Annotated in this window: 16 protein-coding genes; 14 read left to right on the top strand and 2 right to left on the bottom strand. The window is 33.7% G+C overall.

Features of this window, described 5'->3' with window-relative positions; genetic code table 11:
- The first annotated feature begins 423 nt into the window (after window positions 1-423).
- From acnA to tlp, 5 genes are all read left to right on the top strand, one after another.
- Entirely contained in the window at window positions 424-3,150 is a 2,727-nt protein-coding gene (acnA, locus tag J5Y03_RS12115; RefSeq protein WP_209405971.1) for an aconitate hydratase AcnA, read from the top strand.
- A 197-nt stretch (window positions 3,151-3,347) separates the two neighbouring features.
- The gene (locus J5Y03_RS12110) at window positions 3,348-3,893 is read left to right on the top strand and encodes a TlpA family protein disulfide reductase (protein ID WP_209405968.1); all 546 of its coding nucleotides are present in this window, start codon (window positions 3,348-3,350) and stop codon (window positions 3,891-3,893) included.
- A gap of 74 nt (window positions 3,894-3,967) precedes the next feature.
- Window positions 3,968-4,105: an FbpB family small basic protein gene (locus J5Y03_RS12105; protein WP_209405966.1), complete on the top strand. Its 138-nt coding sequence runs from the start codon at window positions 3,968-3,970 to the stop codon at window positions 4,103-4,105.
- Window positions 4,106-4,283: 178 nt separating this feature from the next.
- On the top strand, window positions 4,284-4,424 hold the full coding sequence (locus tag J5Y03_RS12100) for an acid-soluble spore protein N (protein WP_209405964.1): 141 nt from the start codon (window positions 4,284-4,286) through the stop codon (window positions 4,422-4,424).
- 40 nt (window positions 4,425-4,464) lie between these two features.
- Window positions 4,465-4,692: a small acid-soluble spore protein Tlp gene (gene tlp, locus J5Y03_RS12095; protein WP_209405962.1), complete on the top strand. Its 228-nt coding sequence runs from the start codon at window positions 4,465-4,467 to the stop codon at window positions 4,690-4,692.
- Between the two features lie 207 nt (window positions 4,693-4,899).
- Here the strand turns inward: tlp and J5Y03_RS12090 are convergent, their stop codons facing one another.
- The gene (locus tag J5Y03_RS12090; protein ID WP_209405960.1) at window positions 4,900-6,183 is read right to left on the bottom strand and encodes a glycosyl hydrolase family 18 protein; all 1,284 of its coding nucleotides are present in this window, start codon (window positions 6,181-6,183) and stop codon (window positions 4,900-4,902) included.
- A 163-nt stretch (window positions 6,184-6,346) separates the two neighbouring features.
- On the opposite strand from J5Y03_RS12090, the gene J5Y03_RS12085 reads away from it, so the two are divergent.
- The gene (locus tag J5Y03_RS12085) at window positions 6,347-6,763 is read left to right on the top strand and encodes an acyl-CoA thioesterase (protein ID WP_209405958.1); all 417 of its coding nucleotides are present in this window, start codon (window positions 6,347-6,349) and stop codon (window positions 6,761-6,763) included.
- A 390-nt stretch (window positions 6,764-7,153) separates the two neighbouring features.
- Here J5Y03_RS12085 and plsY read toward each other — a convergent pair whose 3' ends face one another.
- Window positions 7,154-7,744, bottom strand: coding sequence for a glycerol-3-phosphate 1-O-acyltransferase PlsY (gene plsY / locus J5Y03_RS12080; protein ID WP_209405956.1), 591 nt, complete (start codon window positions 7,742-7,744; stop codon window positions 7,154-7,156).
- A 196-nt stretch (window positions 7,745-7,940) separates the two neighbouring features.
- Between plsY and J5Y03_RS12075 the strand changes: the two genes are divergently transcribed.
- From J5Y03_RS12075 to J5Y03_RS12040, 8 genes are all read left to right on the top strand, one after another.
- Window positions 7,941-8,618, top strand: coding sequence for a response regulator transcription factor (locus J5Y03_RS12075; RefSeq protein WP_209405954.1), 678 nt, complete (start codon window positions 7,941-7,943; stop codon window positions 8,616-8,618).
- A 1-nt stretch (window position 8,619) separates the two neighbouring features.
- Window positions 8,620-10,407 carry a sensor histidine kinase gene (locus tag J5Y03_RS12070; protein WP_209405952.1) on the top strand — a complete coding sequence of 596 codons (1,788 nt, stop codon included), beginning with the start codon at window positions 8,620-8,622 and terminating at the stop codon, window positions 10,405-10,407.
- A 239-nt stretch (window positions 10,408-10,646) separates the two neighbouring features.
- Window positions 10,647-11,831, top strand: coding sequence for a S1C family serine protease (locus J5Y03_RS12065; protein WP_209405950.1), 1,185 nt, complete (start codon window positions 10,647-10,649; stop codon window positions 11,829-11,831).
- A 106-nt stretch (window positions 11,832-11,937) separates the two neighbouring features.
- Window positions 11,938-12,348 carry a CoA-binding protein gene (locus J5Y03_RS12060; protein ID WP_209405948.1) on the top strand — a complete coding sequence of 137 codons (411 nt, stop codon included), beginning with the start codon at window positions 11,938-11,940 and terminating at the stop codon, window positions 12,346-12,348.
- Window positions 12,349-12,564: 216 nt separating this feature from the next.
- Window positions 12,565-14,532: a DNA topoisomerase IV subunit B gene (parE, locus tag J5Y03_RS12055; protein ID WP_209405946.1), complete on the top strand. Its 1,968-nt coding sequence runs from the start codon at window positions 12,565-12,567 to the stop codon at window positions 14,530-14,532.
- Window positions 14,532-16,958 carry a DNA topoisomerase IV subunit A gene (gene parC, locus J5Y03_RS12050; RefSeq protein WP_209405944.1) on the top strand — a complete coding sequence of 809 codons (2,427 nt, stop codon included), beginning with the start codon at window positions 14,532-14,534 and terminating at the stop codon, window positions 16,956-16,958. The genes parE and parC overlap by 1 nt, the downstream gene beginning before the upstream one ends.
- Before the next feature lie 469 nt (window positions 16,959-17,427).
- Window positions 17,428-18,609, top strand: a complete 1,182-nt coding sequence (locus J5Y03_RS12045) for a branched-chain amino acid ABC transporter substrate-binding protein (RefSeq protein WP_209405942.1) — start codon at window positions 17,428-17,430, stop codon at window positions 18,607-18,609.
- Between the two features lie 120 nt (window positions 18,610-18,729).
- On the top strand, window positions 18,730-19,713 hold the full coding sequence (locus J5Y03_RS12040; RefSeq protein ID WP_407648422.1) for a branched-chain amino acid ABC transporter permease: 984 nt from the start codon (window positions 18,730-18,732) through the stop codon (window positions 19,711-19,713).
- Window positions 19,714-19,719 lie beyond the last annotated feature (6 nt).

Genomic DNA, 19,719 nt, shown 5'->3' with positions numbered 1-19,719 from the left:
ATATTTTGACCAAGTTTAGTTTATTTACACTTAAATAAAGAGTTGATAACTTTTAGGTTTTTTTAGAAAAGATTGTTCTTTTAAGATCATTAACTTTAAAAACAGAAGTTGATTCGGGCGGAAGGTGCGAGACTCCTGTGGGAATGGCGGGAAGGCTGAGACCCCGCAGGCTTGCCGAGGAGGCTCAGCTCACGCCCCACGGAAAGGGAACGTCCTGGAGTTGTAATCAATAACGCATTCTAAAATAACAACAATGTTTACGAAAACCTCCTAAGGATAGGTAATAACTTTTACTTATGGAACTTGATAAGTTACTTATTATTTACTTATGAGAAACATTGTAATAAGATATTATTGTAAGGTATTGAAAAGTTTGGATTTATTTTAAATTCAGACATTTAGCGCGTTTTAGGGGGATGAATTATGGGGAAAAATAATGCTTTTCAATCACGTTCGACATTTACTTTAAACGGTAAATCATATAATTATTATCGTTTAAAAGCAATTGAAGAGGCTGGCGTTGCAAACGTTAGTAAATTACCATACTCAATTAAAGTATTATTAGAATCAGTTCTTCGTCAAGTAGATGGAAGAGTTATTAAAGAAGAACACGTTGAAAACTTAGCAAAATGGGGTACAAATGAACTGAAAGATGTTGATGTACCATTTAAACCATCTCGTATTATTTTACAAGACTTTACTGGTGTACCAGTTGTCGTTGATTTAGCTGCTTTACGTAAAGCAATGGCTGATATGGGAGGAGACCCACAAGTCATTAATCCGGCAATTCCTGTAGATTTAGTTATTGACCATTCTGTAATGGTTGATAAAGCAGGTTCAGTGGATGCACTAGATTTTAATATGGATTTAGAATTTTCAAGAAATGAAGAGCGTTATCAGTTTTTAAGCTGGGCTCAAAAAGCATTTAATAACTATCGTGCAGTACCACCAGCAACAGGTATCGTTCACCAAGTTAACTTAGAATATTTAGCAAACGTTGTTCATGTTCAGCAAACTGAAGATGGAGAAACAATTGCGTTCCCAGATACAGTATTTGGTACTGACTCTCATACAACAATGATTAACGGTATCGGTGTATTAGGTTGGGGTGTAGGTGGTATTGAAGCTGAAGCTGGAATGCTTGGTCAACCATCATATTTCCCAGTACCAGAAGTTATTGGTGTGAAATTAACAGGCTCTTTACCAAGTGGAACAACAGCAACTGATGTTGCAATTAAAGTAACTCAAGTTTTACGTCAAAAAGGCGTTGTAGGTAAATTTGTTGAGTATTTTGGTCCTGGATTACAAAGTATGCCACTCGCTGACCGTGCAACAATTGCTAATATGGCTCCTGAATACGGTGCAACTTGTGGTTTCTTCCCAATCGATGCAGAATCTTTAAACTACCTAAGATTAACTGGTCGTACAGAAGAACAAGTTCAATTAGTTGAAGCATATAGCAAAGCAAATGACTTATTCTATACTCCAGATGCTGAGGAACCAACTTTCACAGATCTAGTTGAAATTAACTTATCTGAAATCGTACCAAACTTATCTGGACCAAAACGTCCACAAGATTTAATTTCACTTTCAGATATGAAAGATGCATTCCAAAAAGCTGTAGCAGCTCCAATGGGAAATGCTGGTTTCGGATTAACTCCTGAAGCAATGGATAAAGAAATGACAGTTAAATTTGCAAATGGAACTGAATCAGTTGTGAAAACTGGTGCTGTTGCAATTGCTGCAATTACAAGCTGTACAAATACTTCTAACCCTTACGTTATGTTAGGCGCTGGTTTAGTAGCGAAGAAAGCAGTAGAAAAAGGTCTGAAAGTTCCTGCTTATGTAAAAACTTCATTAGCACCTGGTTCAAAAGTTGTTAGTGGGTATTTACAAGCTGCTGGTTTAATTCCTTCCTTAAATGAATTAGGCTTTAACATTGTAGGTTACGGCTGTACAACATGTATCGGTAACTCTGGTCCACTTGCTCCAGAAATGGAAGAAGCAATTTCTGAAAATGACATGTTAGTTACTTCAGTTCTTTCAGGTAACCGTAACTTTGAAGGACGTATTCATCCATTAGTAAAAGGTAACTACTTAGCTTCACCACCATTAGTAGTAGCTTATGCTCTTGCTGGAACAGTGAATATTGACTTTAATGTTGAACCAATCGGAAAAGATGCAAATGGTCATGATGTATTCTTAAAAGATATTTGGCCAACATCTCAAGAAGTACAAGAAGTTGTTGCTTCAACTGTTACTCCTGAACTATTCAAAAAAGAATACGAAAGAGTATTTGAAGATAATAAACGTTGGAACGAAATTAAAACAACTGACGATGCATTATATAAATGGGATTCAGAATCAACTTATATTGCGAACCCACCATTCTTTGAAGGGTTATCAAAAGAGCCTGGTACTGTTAAGCCTTTAGATGGACTAAAAATCGTTGGTAAATTTGGTGATTCAGTTACAACTGACCACATTTCACCAGCAGGTTCAATTGGCAAAACAACTCCAGCAGGACTTTATTTACAAAATAAAGGTGTAGCTCCAGTTGATTTTAACTCTTACGGTTCTCGTCGTGGTCACCATGATGTTATGATGCGTGGTACATTCGCAAATATCCGTATTCGTAACCAAGTTGCACCTGGTACAGAGGGTGGAGTAACTACTTACTGGCCAACAGGTGAAGTAATGTCAATCTTTGATGCAGCAATGCGTTACAAAGAAGATGGCACTGGTTTAATGATTTTAGCAGGGAAAGATTATGGTATGGGAAGTTCTCGTGACTGGGCAGCAAAAGGAACTAACCTACTAGGAATTAAAACAGTTCTTGCTGAAAGCTTTGAACGTATCCACCGCAGTAACTTAGTAATGATGGGTGTTTTACCTCTTCAATTTAAAGAGGGCGAAAGTGCAGAAACATTCGGATTAACTGGAAAAGAAACATTTGCTGTTACAGTAGATGAAAATGTAAAACCACGTGATCTTGTAAAAGTAACTGCTACAAAAGAAGATGGTACTGAAGTATCATTCGATGTTGTTGCTCGATTTGACAGTGAAGTTGAAGTTGATTACTACCGTCACGGCGGAATTCTTCAAATGGTATTACGTGATAAATTAAATAACTCAAAAGTTACTAACTAATTTGAGTAAAAAGCACTGGAATAATGGTTCTAGTGCTTTTCTTATTTTGCTTATATATGACCCAGAAATGCTTGCTACATATTTTCAAAAAGGATAGAGCTTGGATTATATTCTAAGCTCTATTTTAATGCAATAATTTTGAAATAATCGAAAGTTATGGTTAAATAAAAATAGTATGGTACAAAGGATGATGCTACTTGAGAAAATGGATTCCATTACTATTAATAATATTTGCTCTAGGATACTCTATTTTTAAATATGTAGAGAAAAAGCAAGAAGCGGAGAAAGCGAATACTACTTACGCTAGTACCTTATCTAAAATGGGACTTCAAGAGGGAGATCAAGCGCCTAATTTAGATTTATTAACACTTAATGGAGAAAAAGTTAAAATCCCTTTAAGTGGAAACAAGCCAACCGTCTTAAATTTTTGGGCAACTTGGTGTCCTCCGTGTAAAGAAGAAATTCCAGTTCTTGAAGAATTTCAGAAGGAACATTCTGATAAAGTATCTGTTATTGGTGTTGCTGATTATATTGGAGAGAAAAAAGATAAAAACTTCGTTAAGAATTTTGCGACAAAGCATGGGATCACTTACCAAGTTTTATTAGATGAGAAAGGTGAAAATTTTAGTAAGTATGGTGTTTTAACGATTCCAACGACATATTTCATCGATCAAAATGGAAAGATTATCTATAAGAAACTTGGTCCATTAGAAAAAAAGGATTTTGATCTATTATTAAAATAAGAAGAAAAACAATAAACGAAAATGTAAGAAAACTCTCTTTTTTGGAAATACTACATTAAAAAGAGGTGATAGTCTTGCGGAAGAAAAGAAATAAATCAATCCAAGAGTTAATTAATGAAAACAGGATGTCATTATTAAATGATAAGGAAGCTTTAAATCGTATTTATGACAGACTTGAAGAGCGTTTAGAAAGAAAAAGAAGTGCCGAATAGTATTTAAGAGAAAATCAATTTGATTTTCTCTTTTTTAAATTTTGAATTCCTTAGTATTGCTCAAAATAATGAACTAAACACTGTTAATGTTTTACTGAGATGACAAGTCATTCTACTTATTAATTACAATACATATTTCATATTCGTTTACTCATACTATCGCTAGGAGGCGATAATTGTGGGAAACCCTAAAAAAAATTCAAAAGATTATACTCCAAATCATATTGGGACTAAAAGTATAGCTGCTGGTGGTAATAAAGGAAAGCAAATGCAATATAAATCACCAAATGGAAAACAACCAATTGTAGATAATGGTTAAAAACCACTTATTAAAAATGTTATAAATGGAGGAATGAACAATGGAATGGCAAGCAAAACCGGATGATCGAAGTGATAATGCAGAAAAAATTCGAAATACAATCGAGAATACAAAAGAAAATATGAGAAAAGCAGATTTCTCAATGAAATTTAGTAATGAGCAAGATAAACAAAACGCGATTGAAAAAAATCAACGTAGAAAAGAAAGCATTGAGGGACTACAAAAAGAATTACAAGAAGAGCAAGCGTTTAGTAATAGAAACGATTAATTTTTAAAATTGATCTTTTTATAAGGTTCTTTTAAAAAAATTGTTGCTTTTAAGATTTTAATTTTACAGACAGAAGTTGATTACAACTGAAAGGGAGCAGCCTTGAGATGTAATCAACTAACGCGTTCTAAAATAGCAACAATGTATACGGAAACAGCCTTTATAAAAAATGCCAGGTTCTCAAAAATGAGCTAACCTGGCATTTGTTTATCTCCTCTTAGCGATATTAAAGTTATTTTGAAGAAGTTCCCAATTTTGAATAAATGGTAACCCTAGTTTCCAATATGAGATTCCACGAAGACCTTCTTCTTTCAATAAATTAAATTTTGCTTGGACTGAACGAGCATCCTCGAAGTGAACCTCGTGTCTTTGACCATTTGATTCAGTATATCTAAAATATGGAGATTTTGTTTTATTATCAAAACTTATCGGAACACCATGAGTAATTGCAAGTTTGATAGCCGCCTCGGAGCTTAATGCTTTTGCCATTGTACCTGGACGAAATGGCACTTTCCAATCAAATCCATATAAATTTTGTCCCATCATAATTTTGTTTGGTGGAATTTGAGTTTTAGCATAGTTTAATACTTTCCTTACTTGATCAATAGGTGAAACTGATGCAGGAGGGCCACCTTGCCATCCCCAATCGTATGTCATGATTATTACAAAATCTACAACTCGACCAATTCCTTCATAATCTTGCCCTTCGTAATACCGTCCTTTTTGCTTAGAGCTTGTTTTTGGGACGAGTGTAGCACTTAAAAAGTACCCCTCTGGAAGTCTAGATTTAACTTTTCTTAGGAAGTTAATATAGGCATTTTTGTCATTTGCACTAATATCTTCAAAGTCAAAATTTATATCACGGAACCCATACCTTCTACTGATTTGGAGAATATTATCAATTAATTTATCTTGAACAGCAGAGCTTTGCAAGATACTGTGAGTTAGTTCAGTATTAAAATTACCAGCTTCCAAATTTGACACGACCATCATATAAACACAACGATTGTTTCTTGCAATGGCAGGGATATCATCCATAGGTGGTTCGGTTAAGGTTCCGTCGCGCTTGACTTCAAAACTAAAATGAGCAAGATATGTTAAATATTTACTTTCTTCTCTAGCTGATTCGATTAAACCTGGTCTTACTGGGACAGAGGTAGGCTGGATATAACCAACAGTTTCAGCATCTCGTTTTTTATGAGGAGGTAAGGTTAATTTTTGCCCAATATTAATTGTTGAATAAGGGCTAATTCCATTATATAGTGCCAGTTGATTTGTCGTGACGTTGTAAGTTTGTGCGATTGTGTATAAACTGTCTCCAGGTTGAACAATGTATTGATTTCCAGTTGTTGGAATAACTAGAGCTTCCCCAGTAACAATCTTATAAGGAGCGGATAGACCGTTTGAATTGATGACACTTTGTGGTTCAACACCGTATAATTTAGCAATGCTCATTACTGTTTCTCCGCTTTTTACTACGTGAATTTGCATTAACTTTGCTCCTTTCCTAATTTTATAATTACGTCATTAACAATATATGACTGTGAAAAATATTTAGAAGAATTTTGGTCTAATTGTCATTCGTAAAAACAAAGTATTAGAAAAAATCATATCATTTTTGGTAAGATAGAAATGAAATAAGGAGGAGAGAATAATGCTTGTAGCTGAAAAACAGATTGAAGTCCGTTACGCTGAAACAGATCAAATGGGTGTTGTCTATCATGCGAATTACTTAGTTTGGTTTGAATTAGGTCGTACTCAATTAATTAAAGACTTAGGATTTGAATATGCTGAAATGGAAAAGCAGGGAGTACTTTCACCTGTAGTAGACCTCCAAATTTCATATAAAAAAAGTTTGAAATATGGTCAGATAGCTACTGTTAAAACTAGTGTAAAATCACTTGGTCCAATTAAGGTTGTTTATTCGTATGAAGTGTTTAATGATCAAGGAGAACTATGCAGTATTGGTGAATCAACGCATGTAATCGTTTCTAAAGAGGATTTTAAACCACTTAAATTTAAGAAAAAATTTCCTGAATGGTATGCAGCGTATGAAAAAGCAATGAAATAATAAATAATTATTACCTAAATGGAAGGCATTGGAGATACTAATAAATCCAATGCCTTTTTACGTTCGCGGGAATGGAACAGATTTTTTTCTATTTTGAAATTGTAGATTAACAAAAGGGTATTTATAATAGATTCTTTTTTATAAGAGTTTGATAAAGAATACTGTTGATAATTAGTTGATTGGAGCGGAAGGTGCGAGACTCCTGTGGGAGCAGCGGGACAGGTGAGACCCCACAGGAGCGATAGTGACGAGGAGGCTCACCGCCCGCCCCAAGGAAAGCGAGCATCCTGAAGCGGAAATCAACTAATCTCATTATTAATTACAACAAAGGGTCGATCACAGCCTAAACAAAAAACACCTTAGAAGGAAACTATCCTCTAAGGCGCTTTTTCATTTCTTAAATAATTTTATATTAGCTTTTGATTCAGTACCATTCATGATTCGCTTAATATTGGCTCTATGACGGTAAATAATAAATATTGTTATGATTGTCAAAATATAAAATAGAATTTTATCTCCTTCGATCCATGCACCAATCATTGAAACTATTGCAGTTAACATGGATGATAAAGAAACATACTTTGTTGTAAATAAACAGCCTAAGAAAAAGATTAACAAAATAAGAAATAATAATGGCGATTGAAATAAAAGTAGCCCAGCAGAAGTTGCAACTGCTTTCCCACCTCTAAACCCAGCAAATATTGGATACATATGTCCAACTACAGCAAATAATCCAACAAATAAAGGATTCAAGTCTTGGTGAAACAATAATGGAAGTGATGCAGCTAATGTTCCTTTTAATATATCTCCAATGGTTACTATGAAACCTGCTTTTTTACCTAATACACGAAATGTATTTGTACCACCTAAATTACCACTACCGTGTTCACGAATGTCAACACCGTAGAAAAGTTTACCTACAACTAACCCAAAAGGTACAGAACCAATTAAGTAGGCAAGTACAAAAATGAAATAGTTCATTTAGAAACCCCTCTTCAAATCAAATAAATATGAATAATCTTGACTTATTTTAACACAGGGTATGAAGAAAAAAATAGTTATATTCATGAATATCATGACATTTGTATCTTTAACAGTATATTTTCCAATTTTAAACAGTTAGTATGATAAAATATTGTCAAAAAAGAAATTGCTCAAAACGAAAGGGTAAATAATCATGTTCAAAACGGTTTTAATCATTGAAGACGAGCTACGTTTAAGAGATATTGTCAAAGAATATTTTGTACAGGAAAATTTTCATGTAATTGAAGCGGCAGATGGGGTAGAAGGGTTGGATTTATTTGAGCAAAACGATGTCCATCTTGTGATATTAGATATAATGATTCCAAAAATTGATGGTTGGAATGTTTGTAAAAAAATAAGAGAGACATCAAACACACCTATCATAATGGTAACTGCTAGATCTGATGAAGAAGACCAATTAATCGGATTCGATATTGGAGCAGATGAATATGTTACAAAGCCTTTTAGCCCGAAGATATTAGTAGCTAAAGCGAAAAGTCTCCTTAAGAGGGTAGGAGAATTGACAAGTACTGAATTAAATGAAAGAACTAAATCAGGGATAACATTAAATCCGAAGTCACGGACAGTGTTCATTGAAGAAGAGCAGGTATTTTTAACTAATAAAGAATTCGAATTACTTCATTATTTAATAGAAAATAAAGATATTGTCTTAACGAGAGAACAATTATTAAATCAAATTTGGGGATATGACTATGATGGAGATGATCGAACGGTCGATACTCATATTAAAAAGTTAAGACAAAAAATAGGGGGAAAAGCATCAAATATTGTAACAGTAATAAGGGTTGGTTATAAATTTGAGGAGAATTAATATGAAAAAAAGCATCGTTAAAAAGTTGTTTTTGTCAGTAACGATTTTACTTGTAGTTTTTTTAGCAATCGTAGTTGTTGGACAATCCCTTTTTTTGCAATCGTTTTATACTACGAAAAAGGTAAGTCTCGTTAGTAATCAACTTAAAACATTCGTGAATGAATATAAGACGGAGTCATGGACAAGTAGTCAATTAGAATCCGAAATTGCTAAATTTTATAATCAATACAATACCTCAGTTGCCATTTTAGATAAAAATGGGATATTAAAAGCTGAAAACAATTTTGATTTAACTGTACTAACTAATAAAGGTGAGAAAATTTATATTCCATTAAATAATTTATTATATTCAAATGATTTACAACAAATTCTTTCATTAAATTTAAAGAAAAATGAACAGGTATATATTGAAGGATATATACGAGCTGGCTATTTTTTACCTACTTTAATCAAAACAAAAAATGGAATTTGGGAACAATCATCTACTAAACAAAATGAAATGAATATGTCTTCAGATTTAGACCCATTAGTAAAAGTGCAAGTTTCTGGAAAACTAATTGATTTACACCTTCCATTAACCAATCAATATACTTATTCCGCACAGATGAGTAGTTTAATGAATGCCATTGCTGATCTGGCAAATAGTGATGTTAATATCGGAAAATACAAGGAAAGTCAATTACCGATAACTTATGATTATTTAGACAAAATGAGCGGGACTCAAAACAAAGTGTTTGTTTATCCAATTCATACAATACATGGTACAGATATTATTTTTGCTTTAACATCATTACAACCAGTGAATGAAGCATTATTTGTATTAAAAGGTTTTTATTTCTATGCATTCGTCATTGGGTTACTTTTAATTATTATCATTTCGTTTTATTTCTCGAAAGTGATAACAAAGCCATTATTAAAAATTAATAAAGCTACGAATAAACTTGCACAGTTAGATTTTTCGGAAAAGATAGATGTGCGTTCAAATGATGAAATTGGCGAAATATCAAAGAGTATAAATAGTTTATCAACTCGATTAGAAAATACGATTAGTGATTTGAAAACTGCAAATAAAAAGCTACTTGATGATATTGAAAAGGAAAAACAACTAGAAACAATTAGAAAAGAATTTATTAGTGGGGTATCCCATGAATTGAAGACACCTTTAAGTGTTATTCAAAGTTATGCGGAAGGAATAAAAGATGGATTAAATCAGTCGAAAAATGATTATTATATTACGGTTATTTTAGAAGAAACAAACCGAATGAATGAATTAGTAAAAGATATGTTAGATCTTTCAAAAATGCAATCAGGTACATATCATTTACAAAATACGCCTTTTGAAATAGTGCGGAGCATAGAACAGGTATGTGAATTAATGTTTGGACATATAACAGAAAGTCCAATTTATCAAATTAATGTTCAAATACCTCCACATACTTTGGTTGAAGGTGAGTACCGAAGAATTCAACAAGTATTAATAAATATTTTATCAAATGCGATTAAGTATAGTGAAAACGAAAAGAAAATTACGATTACAATTTCTAAAAAGGAAGAGATAGAAGTATCGATTTTTAACGAAGGCCCACATATTCCAGAAAATCAAATCGAAAAAATTTGGGATCGATTTTATCGAATTGACCAATCAAGAACAAGAGAAAGTGGTGGAACGGGACTGGGACTGGCGATTGTTAAAACAATTTTAGATCTACATAAGTCTACTATAACTGTTAAGAATATTGAAAAAGGCGTCGAATTCTTGTTTACTTTAAAAGAATATAGTGAAGAATAATTATTATTAAATTTCAAAAAGCTGTTTTCGTAAACAATGAGCTAAATAAAGTAAACTATATTATAAATATTAGTGGAGCGGAAACCCACGAACTCCTTGATACAAAACCATTTATATAACAACAATAAAGAGACTTTCAAAAAAAATTGAAAAAAATAAAAAAAGTTCACAGAAAATACACAACACTATTTTATAGTACAGTTATAAATAAATTCGAATTGTTCTTGGAGGGCTAAAAGATGGGATTTTATGATGAAACGAATCTAACAAATAATGATGATCAAAATAGTAGAAGAAAAAAAGATCGTAAAGGATTATCAAATTTAACTTCCGGATTTGTCGGAGCAATTGTTGGGGCTTTAACGATTTCATTAGTTTCACCGGCATTACTTAATAATAATGCCTCAGTACAAAATAACCAACAATTACAACCGATTCAAGTGACAAATGTATCTAGACAAAACTTAACAAGTATTATTGCACAGGCAAAACAATCAGTTGTAGGGGTAAATAATTATCAGGCTTCAAATCCTTTTTCAATGGAAATACAAGAAGCAGGATCTGGATCTGGTGTAATTTATAAAAAGATTGGTGGCAAAGCATTAATTGCAACTAATAATCATGTTGTTGAAGGTGCTAAAGAATTAAAGGTAAAAATGCCTAGTGGACAATTAGTGCCAGCTAAGCTTGTAGGAACTGATCCGTTACTAGATCTTGCAGTGGTGCAAATTGATGCTAAGTATGTTACTAGTGTAGCAAAACTTGGAAATTCAGATGATATTATGGCTGGAGATACAGCAATCGCAATTGGTAATCCTTTAGGATTTTTAGAGGGTACAGTTACTGAAGGAATTATTAGTGCAAAGGCGCGTGAGATTCCACAGGATTTAGATGGAGACGGTGTAGCAGATAATCAAGCAAAAGTAATTCAAACCGATGCATCAATCAATCCTGGTAATAGTGGTGGAGCTCTTTTAAATGCAAAGGGTGAGGTTATCGGAATAAACTCAAGTAAAATTGCCGAACAATCAGTAGAAGGAATAGGGTTTGCAATTCCAATAAATGTTGCCAAACCAATATTAGACCAAATTGAAAAGTTTGGCGAGGTTACAAGACCTGTAATTGGTGTAGGATTAAAAGCATTAAATGAAATTCCTCAATTCACGATTGCTGAAACATTAAAGCTTCCTAAAAATGTTACAGATGGGGCAGTCGTAACTGAAGTAACACCTGGCTCTCCGGCAAGTAAAGCTGGATTGAGTAAATTAGATGTAATTGTTGCATTAGACGGAAAACCAATTACTGATGTGTTAAGTCTTCGTGAGTATTTATACTCAAACAAAAAGGTAGGAGATAATATGAAAATTACCTTCTATCGTGGAGGTAGTCAACATACTGTAACAATAACATTGAGCTCTAAATAGTTGACGAATAGAAAACTAAAGCTCTAAAATAATAAAAAATGGCTGTTTTGGGAGTATGAAAACTACTTACAAAACAGCCAACTTATTATAGAAAAGGGTGAGATGCATGGATAAGTACCCATCAAGAGAAGAAATTGGAAAAATTTTAAAAAGTAGTAAAGTAATTGCTGTTGTCGGTTTATCTTCAGATCCATCAAAGACATCTTTTATGGTTAGTGAAGCAATGCAAAAAGCTGGGTATAAAATTGTTCCTGTAAATCCTACTGTTGATACTGTTCTTGGTGAAAAATCATATGCGAGTTTACTTGAAATACCATTTAAAGTAGATATCGTAAATGTATTTCGAAGACCTGAGCATCTACTACCTGTGGCGGAAGAGTTTATAAAAATTGATTGTGATGTATTCTTTGCTCAATTGGGTATAGAGAATGATGAAGCTTATGATTTATTAAAACAACATGGAAAGACAGTCATCATGAATCGTTGCATTAAGGTAGAGCATGCCTTAACAAAATAATGTGAAACGACTCACCAATTTCTTAGAAAATTAAGGAAAATGGTGAGTTTTTTTGTCGAAAACAAGGACATTCAGCCTATTTTTTTTGATAATGACTTGTAACTTCATAAAAAAACCATTAACATGAACGATTAGAAGCAGTAATTCAATTTTTTATGATATAATAGAACAAGTGTTCTTTGATTGAATGTACGAAAGTAGAAGGGAGTTTCGGTGTTGGCAAATAATCATACAACATATAATGAAGATGCAATACAAGTCCTGGAAGGCTTAGAAGCAGTCCGCAAACGTCCAGGAATGTATATCGGTAGCACAGACAGCAGAGGTCTACACCACCTAGTATATGAAATCGTTGATAACTCAGTCGATGAAGCATTGGCTGGACATGGAAAACAAATTGATGTAATCATACATAAAGATAATAGTATTAGTGTAAAAGACCATGGTCGTGGTATGCCAACTGGTATGCATAAAACAGGAAAACCTACTCCAGAAGTTATTTTTACAGTACTTCATGCTGGGGGTAAGTTTGGACAAGGTGGATATAAAACAAGTGGAGGATTACACGGTGTTGGTGCATCAGTAGTAAATGCACTATCAGAATGGTTAGAAGTTGAAATACATCGTGATGGTTCTATTTTTAAACAGCGTTTTGAAAATGGTGGGAAGCCAGTAACTTCACTAGAGAATGTTGGTAAAACAAAAAGAACTGGTACAACTATTTCATTTAAACCTGATCCAACGATCTTTAGTGCGACATCATATAATTTCGATACGCTTAGTGAGCGTCTTAGAGAATCTGCATTCCTTTTAAAAGGCTTGAAAATTACAATTAAAGACGAACGTCATGATATATATGAAGAATTTCATTATACAAATGGTATCGAGGCATTTGTTAGTTATTTAAATGAGGGAAAAGAATCATTACATCCAGTCGTATTTTTCGAAGGGATTCAAAACAAAATCGAAGTAGAATTTGCATTTCAATTCAATGACGCGTATTCAGAAACAATGCTTTCCTTTGTAAATAACGTTCGTACAAAAGATGGTGGTACTCATGAAGCTGGTGCTAAATCAGCAATAACAAGAGCATTTAATGAGTACGCAAGAAAAACTGGTATGTTAAAAGAAAAAGATAAAAATCTTGAAGGAACAGATATTCGTGAAGGATTAGCTGCTGTTGTTTCCGTTCGTATTCCAGAAGAACTTTTACAATTTGAAGGTCAAACGAAAGGGAAACTTGGAACAAGTGAAGCACGATCATCAGTTGATGCTGTTGTATCTGACCAGTTAGCTTATTTCTTAGAAGAAAATCCAGATATTGCTTCCTTATTCGTTAAGAAAGCTGTGAAAGCTTTTCAAGCGAGAGAAGCAGCACGAAAAGCTCGTGAAGAAGCAAGAAGTGGAAAAAAACGTAAACGTTCAGAAACATCTCTAAGTGGTAAATTAACACCAGCTCAATCTAGAAACCCACAAAAAAATGAACTTTATCTTGTTGAGGGTGATTCAGCGGGTGGTAGTGCGAAACAAGGACGTGATAGACGCTTCCAAGCAATCTTGCCTTTACGTGGTAAAGTTATTAATACTGAAAAGGCTAAGCTTGCTGATATCTTTAAAAATGAAGAAATCAATACGATTATTCATGCGATCGGAGCCGGCGTAGGGTCTGATTTTGAAGTTGCTGATGTTAATTATGACAAAGTTGTTATCATGACAGATGCTGATACAGACGGAGCACATATTCAAGTATTGTTATTAACATTCTTTTATCGATACATGAAACCACTTGTAGATGCCGGAAAAGTATATATTGCTCTGCCTCCTTTATATAAAGTAAGTAAAGGGACTGGGAAAAAAGAAGTGATTGAATATGCATGGTCCGAGACTGATTTGAAAGATGCTATTAAAAAAATAGGAAAAGGCTATACTATTCAGCGTTACAAAGGTTTAGGTGAGATGAACGCTGATCAATTATGGGATACAACAATGAACCCAGAAACAAGGGCTTTAATCCGAGTGAAAATTGATGATGCTGCGAAGGCAGACCGCCGAGTAACAACATTAATGGGTGATAAAGTTGAACCACGTCGTAAATGGATTGAATCAAATGTTGTTTTCGATTTAGATGAAGAAGATAAAATTTTAGACAATGAACAAGTAGAAGTTGAAGGGAGTGCAAACTGATGCAAGCATCGGAGAAACTGTATAACATCCCTTTAGAAGATATTTTAGGTGACCGTTTTGGAAGATACAGTAAATATATTATTCAAGAACGTGCCCTGCCAGATGCAAGAGATGGCTTAAAGCCTGTACAACGCCGAATTCTTTATTCTATGCATGTAGAAGGAAACACACATGATAAACAATATCGTAAATCTGCGAAAACAGTTGGTAATGTAATTGGTAACTATCATCCACACGGTGATTCATCTGTGTATGATGCAATGGTGCGTTTAAGTCAAGACTGGAAACTACGTAATCTTTTAGTTGAGATGCACGGTAATAACGGTAGTATTGATGGAGATCCTCCAGCGGCTATGCGTTATACTGAAGCAAGATTATCTGCAATTGCAAGTGAGTTATTAAGAGATATTGATAAAGAAACGGTAGATTTTGTACCGAACTTTGATGATACAAGTATGGAACCAGTTGTATTACCTGCAATGTTCCCAAATCTTCTTGTAAACGGAAGTACAGGAATATCAGCGGGTTATGCTACTGATATTCCATCACACCATTTAGGTGAAGTAATCGATGCAACGATCATGAGAATTGAACGGAAAGATTGTACAGTTAACGATTTAATGACTGTCATCCATGGACCTGATTTTCCAACAGGTGGGATTATTCAAGGTGTAGATGGAATAAGAAAAGCTTATGAAACTGGTAAAGGAAAAATCATCATTCGAAGCTTAGTGTCTACTGAAGAGTTACGTGGTGGAAAACAAGCACTGATTATTACCGAAATACCAGCAGAAGTAAACAAAGCAAATTTAGTTAAAAAAATCGATGAAATTCGATTAGATCGAAATGTAGATGGCATTGTAGAGGTTCGTGATGAAACGGATCGTACAGGATTACGTATTGTCATTGAACTGAAAAAAGATGCAAATAAAGAGGCAATTTTAAATTATTTATATAAAAATACAGATTTACAAGTTGCTTACAACTTTAATATGGTTGCAATTTATAATCGCACACCAAAACTCATGTCGTTACCAGCAATTTTAGATGCTTATATTGAGCACCAAAAGGAAGTTGTAACGAACCGTTCTAAATATGAACTAAAGAAAGCTAGTGCAAGGCAACATGTTGTAGAAGGTTTAATAAAAGCATTATCAATCTTAGATCAAGTTATAGCTACAATTCGTTCTGCTACTGATAAACGTGATGCAAAAGATAAATTAATTGCTCAATATGAATTCACAGAACAACAAGCTGAAGCGATTGTGATGCTACAACTATATCGTTTAACAAATACCGATATAACAGCATTACAAGAAGAAGCTGAAGAGTTGGCAAAACATATTCAGCAATTAGAAGCCATTTTAAACAGTGAATCAAAACTTTTATCAGTTATCAAAACTGATTTAAAACGAGTAAAACAAAAGTTTGCTGATGAACGTCGATCTAAAATTGAAGGAGAAATAGAAGAAATTAAGATCATTAAAGAAGATATAATTGCACAAGAAGATGTAATCATAACGGTTACGAATGAAGGATATATTAAACGTACAACACCTCGTTCATATTCTGCTTCCAATGGGAAAGATTATGGCATGAAAGAGGGAGATCGATTAATTTTCCAAAAAGAATGTACGACTACAGACACGCTTCTGTTGTTTACATCATTTGGTAATTATTTATATCTTCCAGTTCATGAAATGCAAGATATCCGATGGAAAGATATGGGACAGCACATAGCAAATGTCATTCCAATTGAAAAAGAAGAAGCGATTATTTCAGCTCATATCATTTCAAACTTTGAGGAAAATGAAAATAATATATTATTTGTTACAAGAAAAGGAAATGTAAAACGAACTTCAGTACAAACTTTAAAAGTTCAAAGATACTCTAAATCACTTGTTGCTATTTCATTGAAAGATGATGACCAATTGATTCATGCAAGTATAACAAGTGGAAAAGACAAAGTAATCCTCGCAACAAATAAAGGGTATGTATTATTATTTGATGAATCAGAGATCAGCATTCAAGGCCTTCGTGCTGGAGGTATAAAAGGAATCAATTTAAAAGATGATGATTTTGTTGCTTCTGCGGATGTGTTGACTGATGAGATTGTTGAATTACTTTGCGCAACTCATAGAGGTGCCGTAAAGAAAATGAAACTAGATATAATTCCTGTAAGCTCTAGAGCGACAAGAGGCGTTAAAATACTTAGAGACCTAAAGGCTAATCCTCATCAAATTGTAGGGGTATACGGCGTAAAACCTGGTGAAATGTTTGCTGTATTGAGTCAATCAGGTCAATTTGAAATGATCAATCCAAGTGAATTAAAAAATAGTGATCAATATAGTAATGGTTCTTTTGTTCTTGATACAGAAGAAACTGGAGATTTACAATTTTTAATTAGATACACAACTGAAGGATAAAGTTAATCCTAATAAGATAGTGATTTTTTATCAAATCTAATTTTGGATAATTTTCTATATAGTAAAATCATAAAAAGCTCTTTCTTTTTAAAAAGGAAGAGCTTTTTTATGATTTTACAATTCAGTATAAAGTGAAACTTCCATCAGTGGGGGGCTTCATCCCTACTGATGGTTAGTTGAACCAATCGTTACGGGCAGTACCTATCTCAATCTTGAGGTGGGGGTCTTACTGCCCGTTAATGCGGGATAAAAATATTTTCCTACAAATATATTTTAAAATATTTTTTAAGAAAATTGTCCAAGCTGGAGAAGCGTAGATTATATAGAAGACATTTTTACAAAATGTTGTAATTAATGGGAAATGTCGAATTATTGATATGAAAAATGGTTGTCTAATTACAAAAAGTAGCATATGATTTTTCTAAAGATTTTAAATAATCTGAAAAATATAAAAACAGGGGGCTTGTTTATGATGCTAAAAAAAGGTGTTGCAATACTTGCAACAGCTTCATTAACAGCTGGATTGCTTGCAGGTTGTGGTAACGGAAAGGATAGTAAGGATAAAAATAAGGTTATTGAAGTCGCTACTCAATCTCCGTTATCAGGAGGAAGTGCAACTCTTGGTGATTCCATTAAATTAGGAGCACAAATGGAATTAGAAAATCAAAAAGCAGATTTTAAAAAGCTAGGATTTGATCTTAAGTTAGTACCATATGACGATCAAGGTGATCCAACGAAGGGTGTTTCAAATGCAGAACAAATTGCAGCTGATACGAGTATCCTTGGGGTTGTTGGTCATTTGAACTCAGGGGTTGCTATCCCATCATCGTTAAAATATGAAAAAGCCCATATTCCAATGGTTTCACCAGCAAATACAGCAACCGAAGTGACAGATAGGGGATTAAGCTCTGTAAACCGTATTTGTGCAAGAGATGATTTCCAAGGACCAGCTGGAGCAAACTATGCAGTCAATACATTAAAGGCTAAAAATATTTATATTATTCAAGATAAAACAGCATATGGAACTGGATTAGCTGATGCATTTAAAGATGCTGCAGCAAAATTAGGGGCAAAAATTGTAGGCTATGAAGGAATTACAGTCGGCGAAAAAGATTTCAATGGTGTGATTAACAATATTGCAACTAAGAAACCTGATTTAGTATTTTTTGGTGGGTTATACGCTGAAGGTGGCTTAATCATTAAACAAGCAGCTGATAAAGGTCTGAAAATGCCATTTATGGGCGGAGATGGTTTGGATTCTTCAACGCTAGTTGAAATAGCAGGGGACGCAGTAAAAAATGTTTACTACACTTCTGTTGCAGCAGATACTTTAAAAGTAGCTGGTGGCCAAGAGTTTGCTAATCAATACAAAAAAGAATTTAACAAAAATATCGAGTCATATTCTGCATATGGTTATGACTCAATGGGTGTAATCTTACAAGGAATTAAAAATGCAATCAAAGATAATAATAATAAAATGCCTTCACGTGAAGAGGTTGAAAAAGCAGTCCGGGATATCCAGGATTTTAACGGAGTGGTTACAAAAGTAGGTTTTGATGAAAAAGGTGACAATAAATTTGCCAAAGTATATATCTACCATTTTGATGAAACAAAATATCCTGGAAAACAAATTGACGAAATCTCTAAGTAAGAAACAAACTTTAAAAGGGGTATCACTTTTTGTGGTATCTCTTTTTACTAAAAGCAGATTTGGAATTTAACAAAAAAATAAACGCCCGATGTTAGTTAATAAATTAAGGAGGATATTTTAGTGAATGATGTGATTCAATCTCTTCCGCAAGTTTTAGTAGATGGTTTCATTTTAGGAGCTGTTTACGCAATTGTAGCATTAGGATATACAATGGTTTATGGGATTTTAGAATTAATTAATTTTGCTCATGGTGAAATTTTTATGAGTGGAGCGTTTATTGGGACAGCATTTCTATTTGTGTTTTCAGGTTTAGGCCTTTTTCATTCATTGCCAGCTCTATTAATTTTAATAATTGTGTTAGTTCTGACGTCTGTTTTAACTGGTTTTGTAGGGATGGGAATTGAACGAGTTGCGTATCGTCCATTGAGGAAAGCTCCTAAGCTGATAACGCTTATTACTGCAATTGGTATTTCATTTCTCCTTCAGGATTTTGTTCGTTTTATTACAGAATTAAAAAGAGGGAATTACATTCTGACGGGACCATCACTATTTAATACTCAACACAGTATAAAAACACATTCAATTCTTTCAGTTTTTGGGAATGCACAAATTAAGTCCGCTTCAATCATTATTTTGGTTGTTGCAGTGATCATGATGATTACATTAGACTTCTTTATTAATAAAACAAAATGGGGAATGGCAATGAGAGCAGTTGCACAAGATCGTGAGACTGCTAGTTTAATGTCAGTGAATGTTAACAAGGTAATCTCTCTTACATTCTTTTTAGGTTCAGCATTAGGGGGAGCAACAGGAGTATTATTTGCTGTTCAATACAATACTATTGATCCGTATATAGGCTTCATATTAGGATTAAAAGCTTTTACAGCTGCCGTACTTGGAGGAATAGGGAATATTCGTGGAGCCATGGTTGGTGGTTTCGTGATTGGTATTCTTGAAATGTTTGCATCTGCTAATCTATCAACTTTAACATCTGGTGTTTTAGGATCTGAATATAAAGATGTATTTGCCTTTGCAATCTTAATTATCGTATTGATTTTTAAACCAGAAGGTCTTTTTGGTAAATCAGTAGCTGAGAAAGTGTAGGTGAAA

It is taken from the genome of Gottfriedia endophytica, from assembly GCF_017814275.1.
GTDB lineage: Bacteria > Bacillota > Bacilli > Bacillales > Bacillaceae_G > Gottfriedia > Gottfriedia endophytica.
This window is presented reverse-complemented; position numbering and strand designations above follow the sequence as displayed.

Excerpts from the sequence above, each read along its gene's own strand:
- acnA (WP_209405971.1), top strand. The coding sequence starts at position 424 with ATGGGGAAAAATAATGCTTTTCAATCACGTTCGACATTTACTTTAAAC.
- parC (WP_209405944.1), top strand. The coding sequence starts at position 14,532 with ATGCAAGCATCGGAGAAACTGTATAACATCCCTTTAGAAGATATTTTA.
- J5Y03_RS12045 (WP_209405942.1), top strand. The coding sequence starts at position 17,428 with ATGATGCTAAAAAAAGGTGTTGCAATACTTGCAACAGCTTCATTAACA.
- tlp (WP_209405962.1), top strand. The coding sequence starts at position 4,465 with ATGGAATGGCAAGCAAAACCGGATGATCGAAGTGATAATGCAGAAAAA.
- J5Y03_RS12065 (WP_209405950.1), top strand. The coding sequence starts at position 10,647 with ATGGGATTTTATGATGAAACGAATCTAACAAATAATGATGATCAAAAT.
- J5Y03_RS12070 (WP_209405952.1), top strand. The coding sequence starts at position 8,620 with ATGAAAAAAAGCATCGTTAAAAAGTTGTTTTTGTCAGTAACGATTTTA.
- plsY (WP_209405956.1), bottom strand. The coding sequence starts at position 7,744 with ATGAACTATTTCATTTTTGTACTTGCCTACTTAATTGGTTCTGTACCT.
- J5Y03_RS12085 (WP_209405958.1), top strand. The coding sequence starts at position 6,347 with ATGCTTGTAGCTGAAAAACAGATTGAAGTCCGTTACGCTGAAACAGAT.
- J5Y03_RS12075 (WP_209405954.1), top strand. The coding sequence starts at position 7,941 with ATGTTCAAAACGGTTTTAATCATTGAAGACGAGCTACGTTTAAGAGAT.
- J5Y03_RS12090 (WP_209405960.1), bottom strand. The coding sequence starts at position 6,183 with ATGCAAATTCACGTAGTAAAAAGCGGAGAAACAGTAATGAGCATTGCT.
- J5Y03_RS12060 (WP_209405948.1), top strand. The coding sequence starts at position 11,938 with ATGGATAAGTACCCATCAAGAGAAGAAATTGGAAAAATTTTAAAAAGT.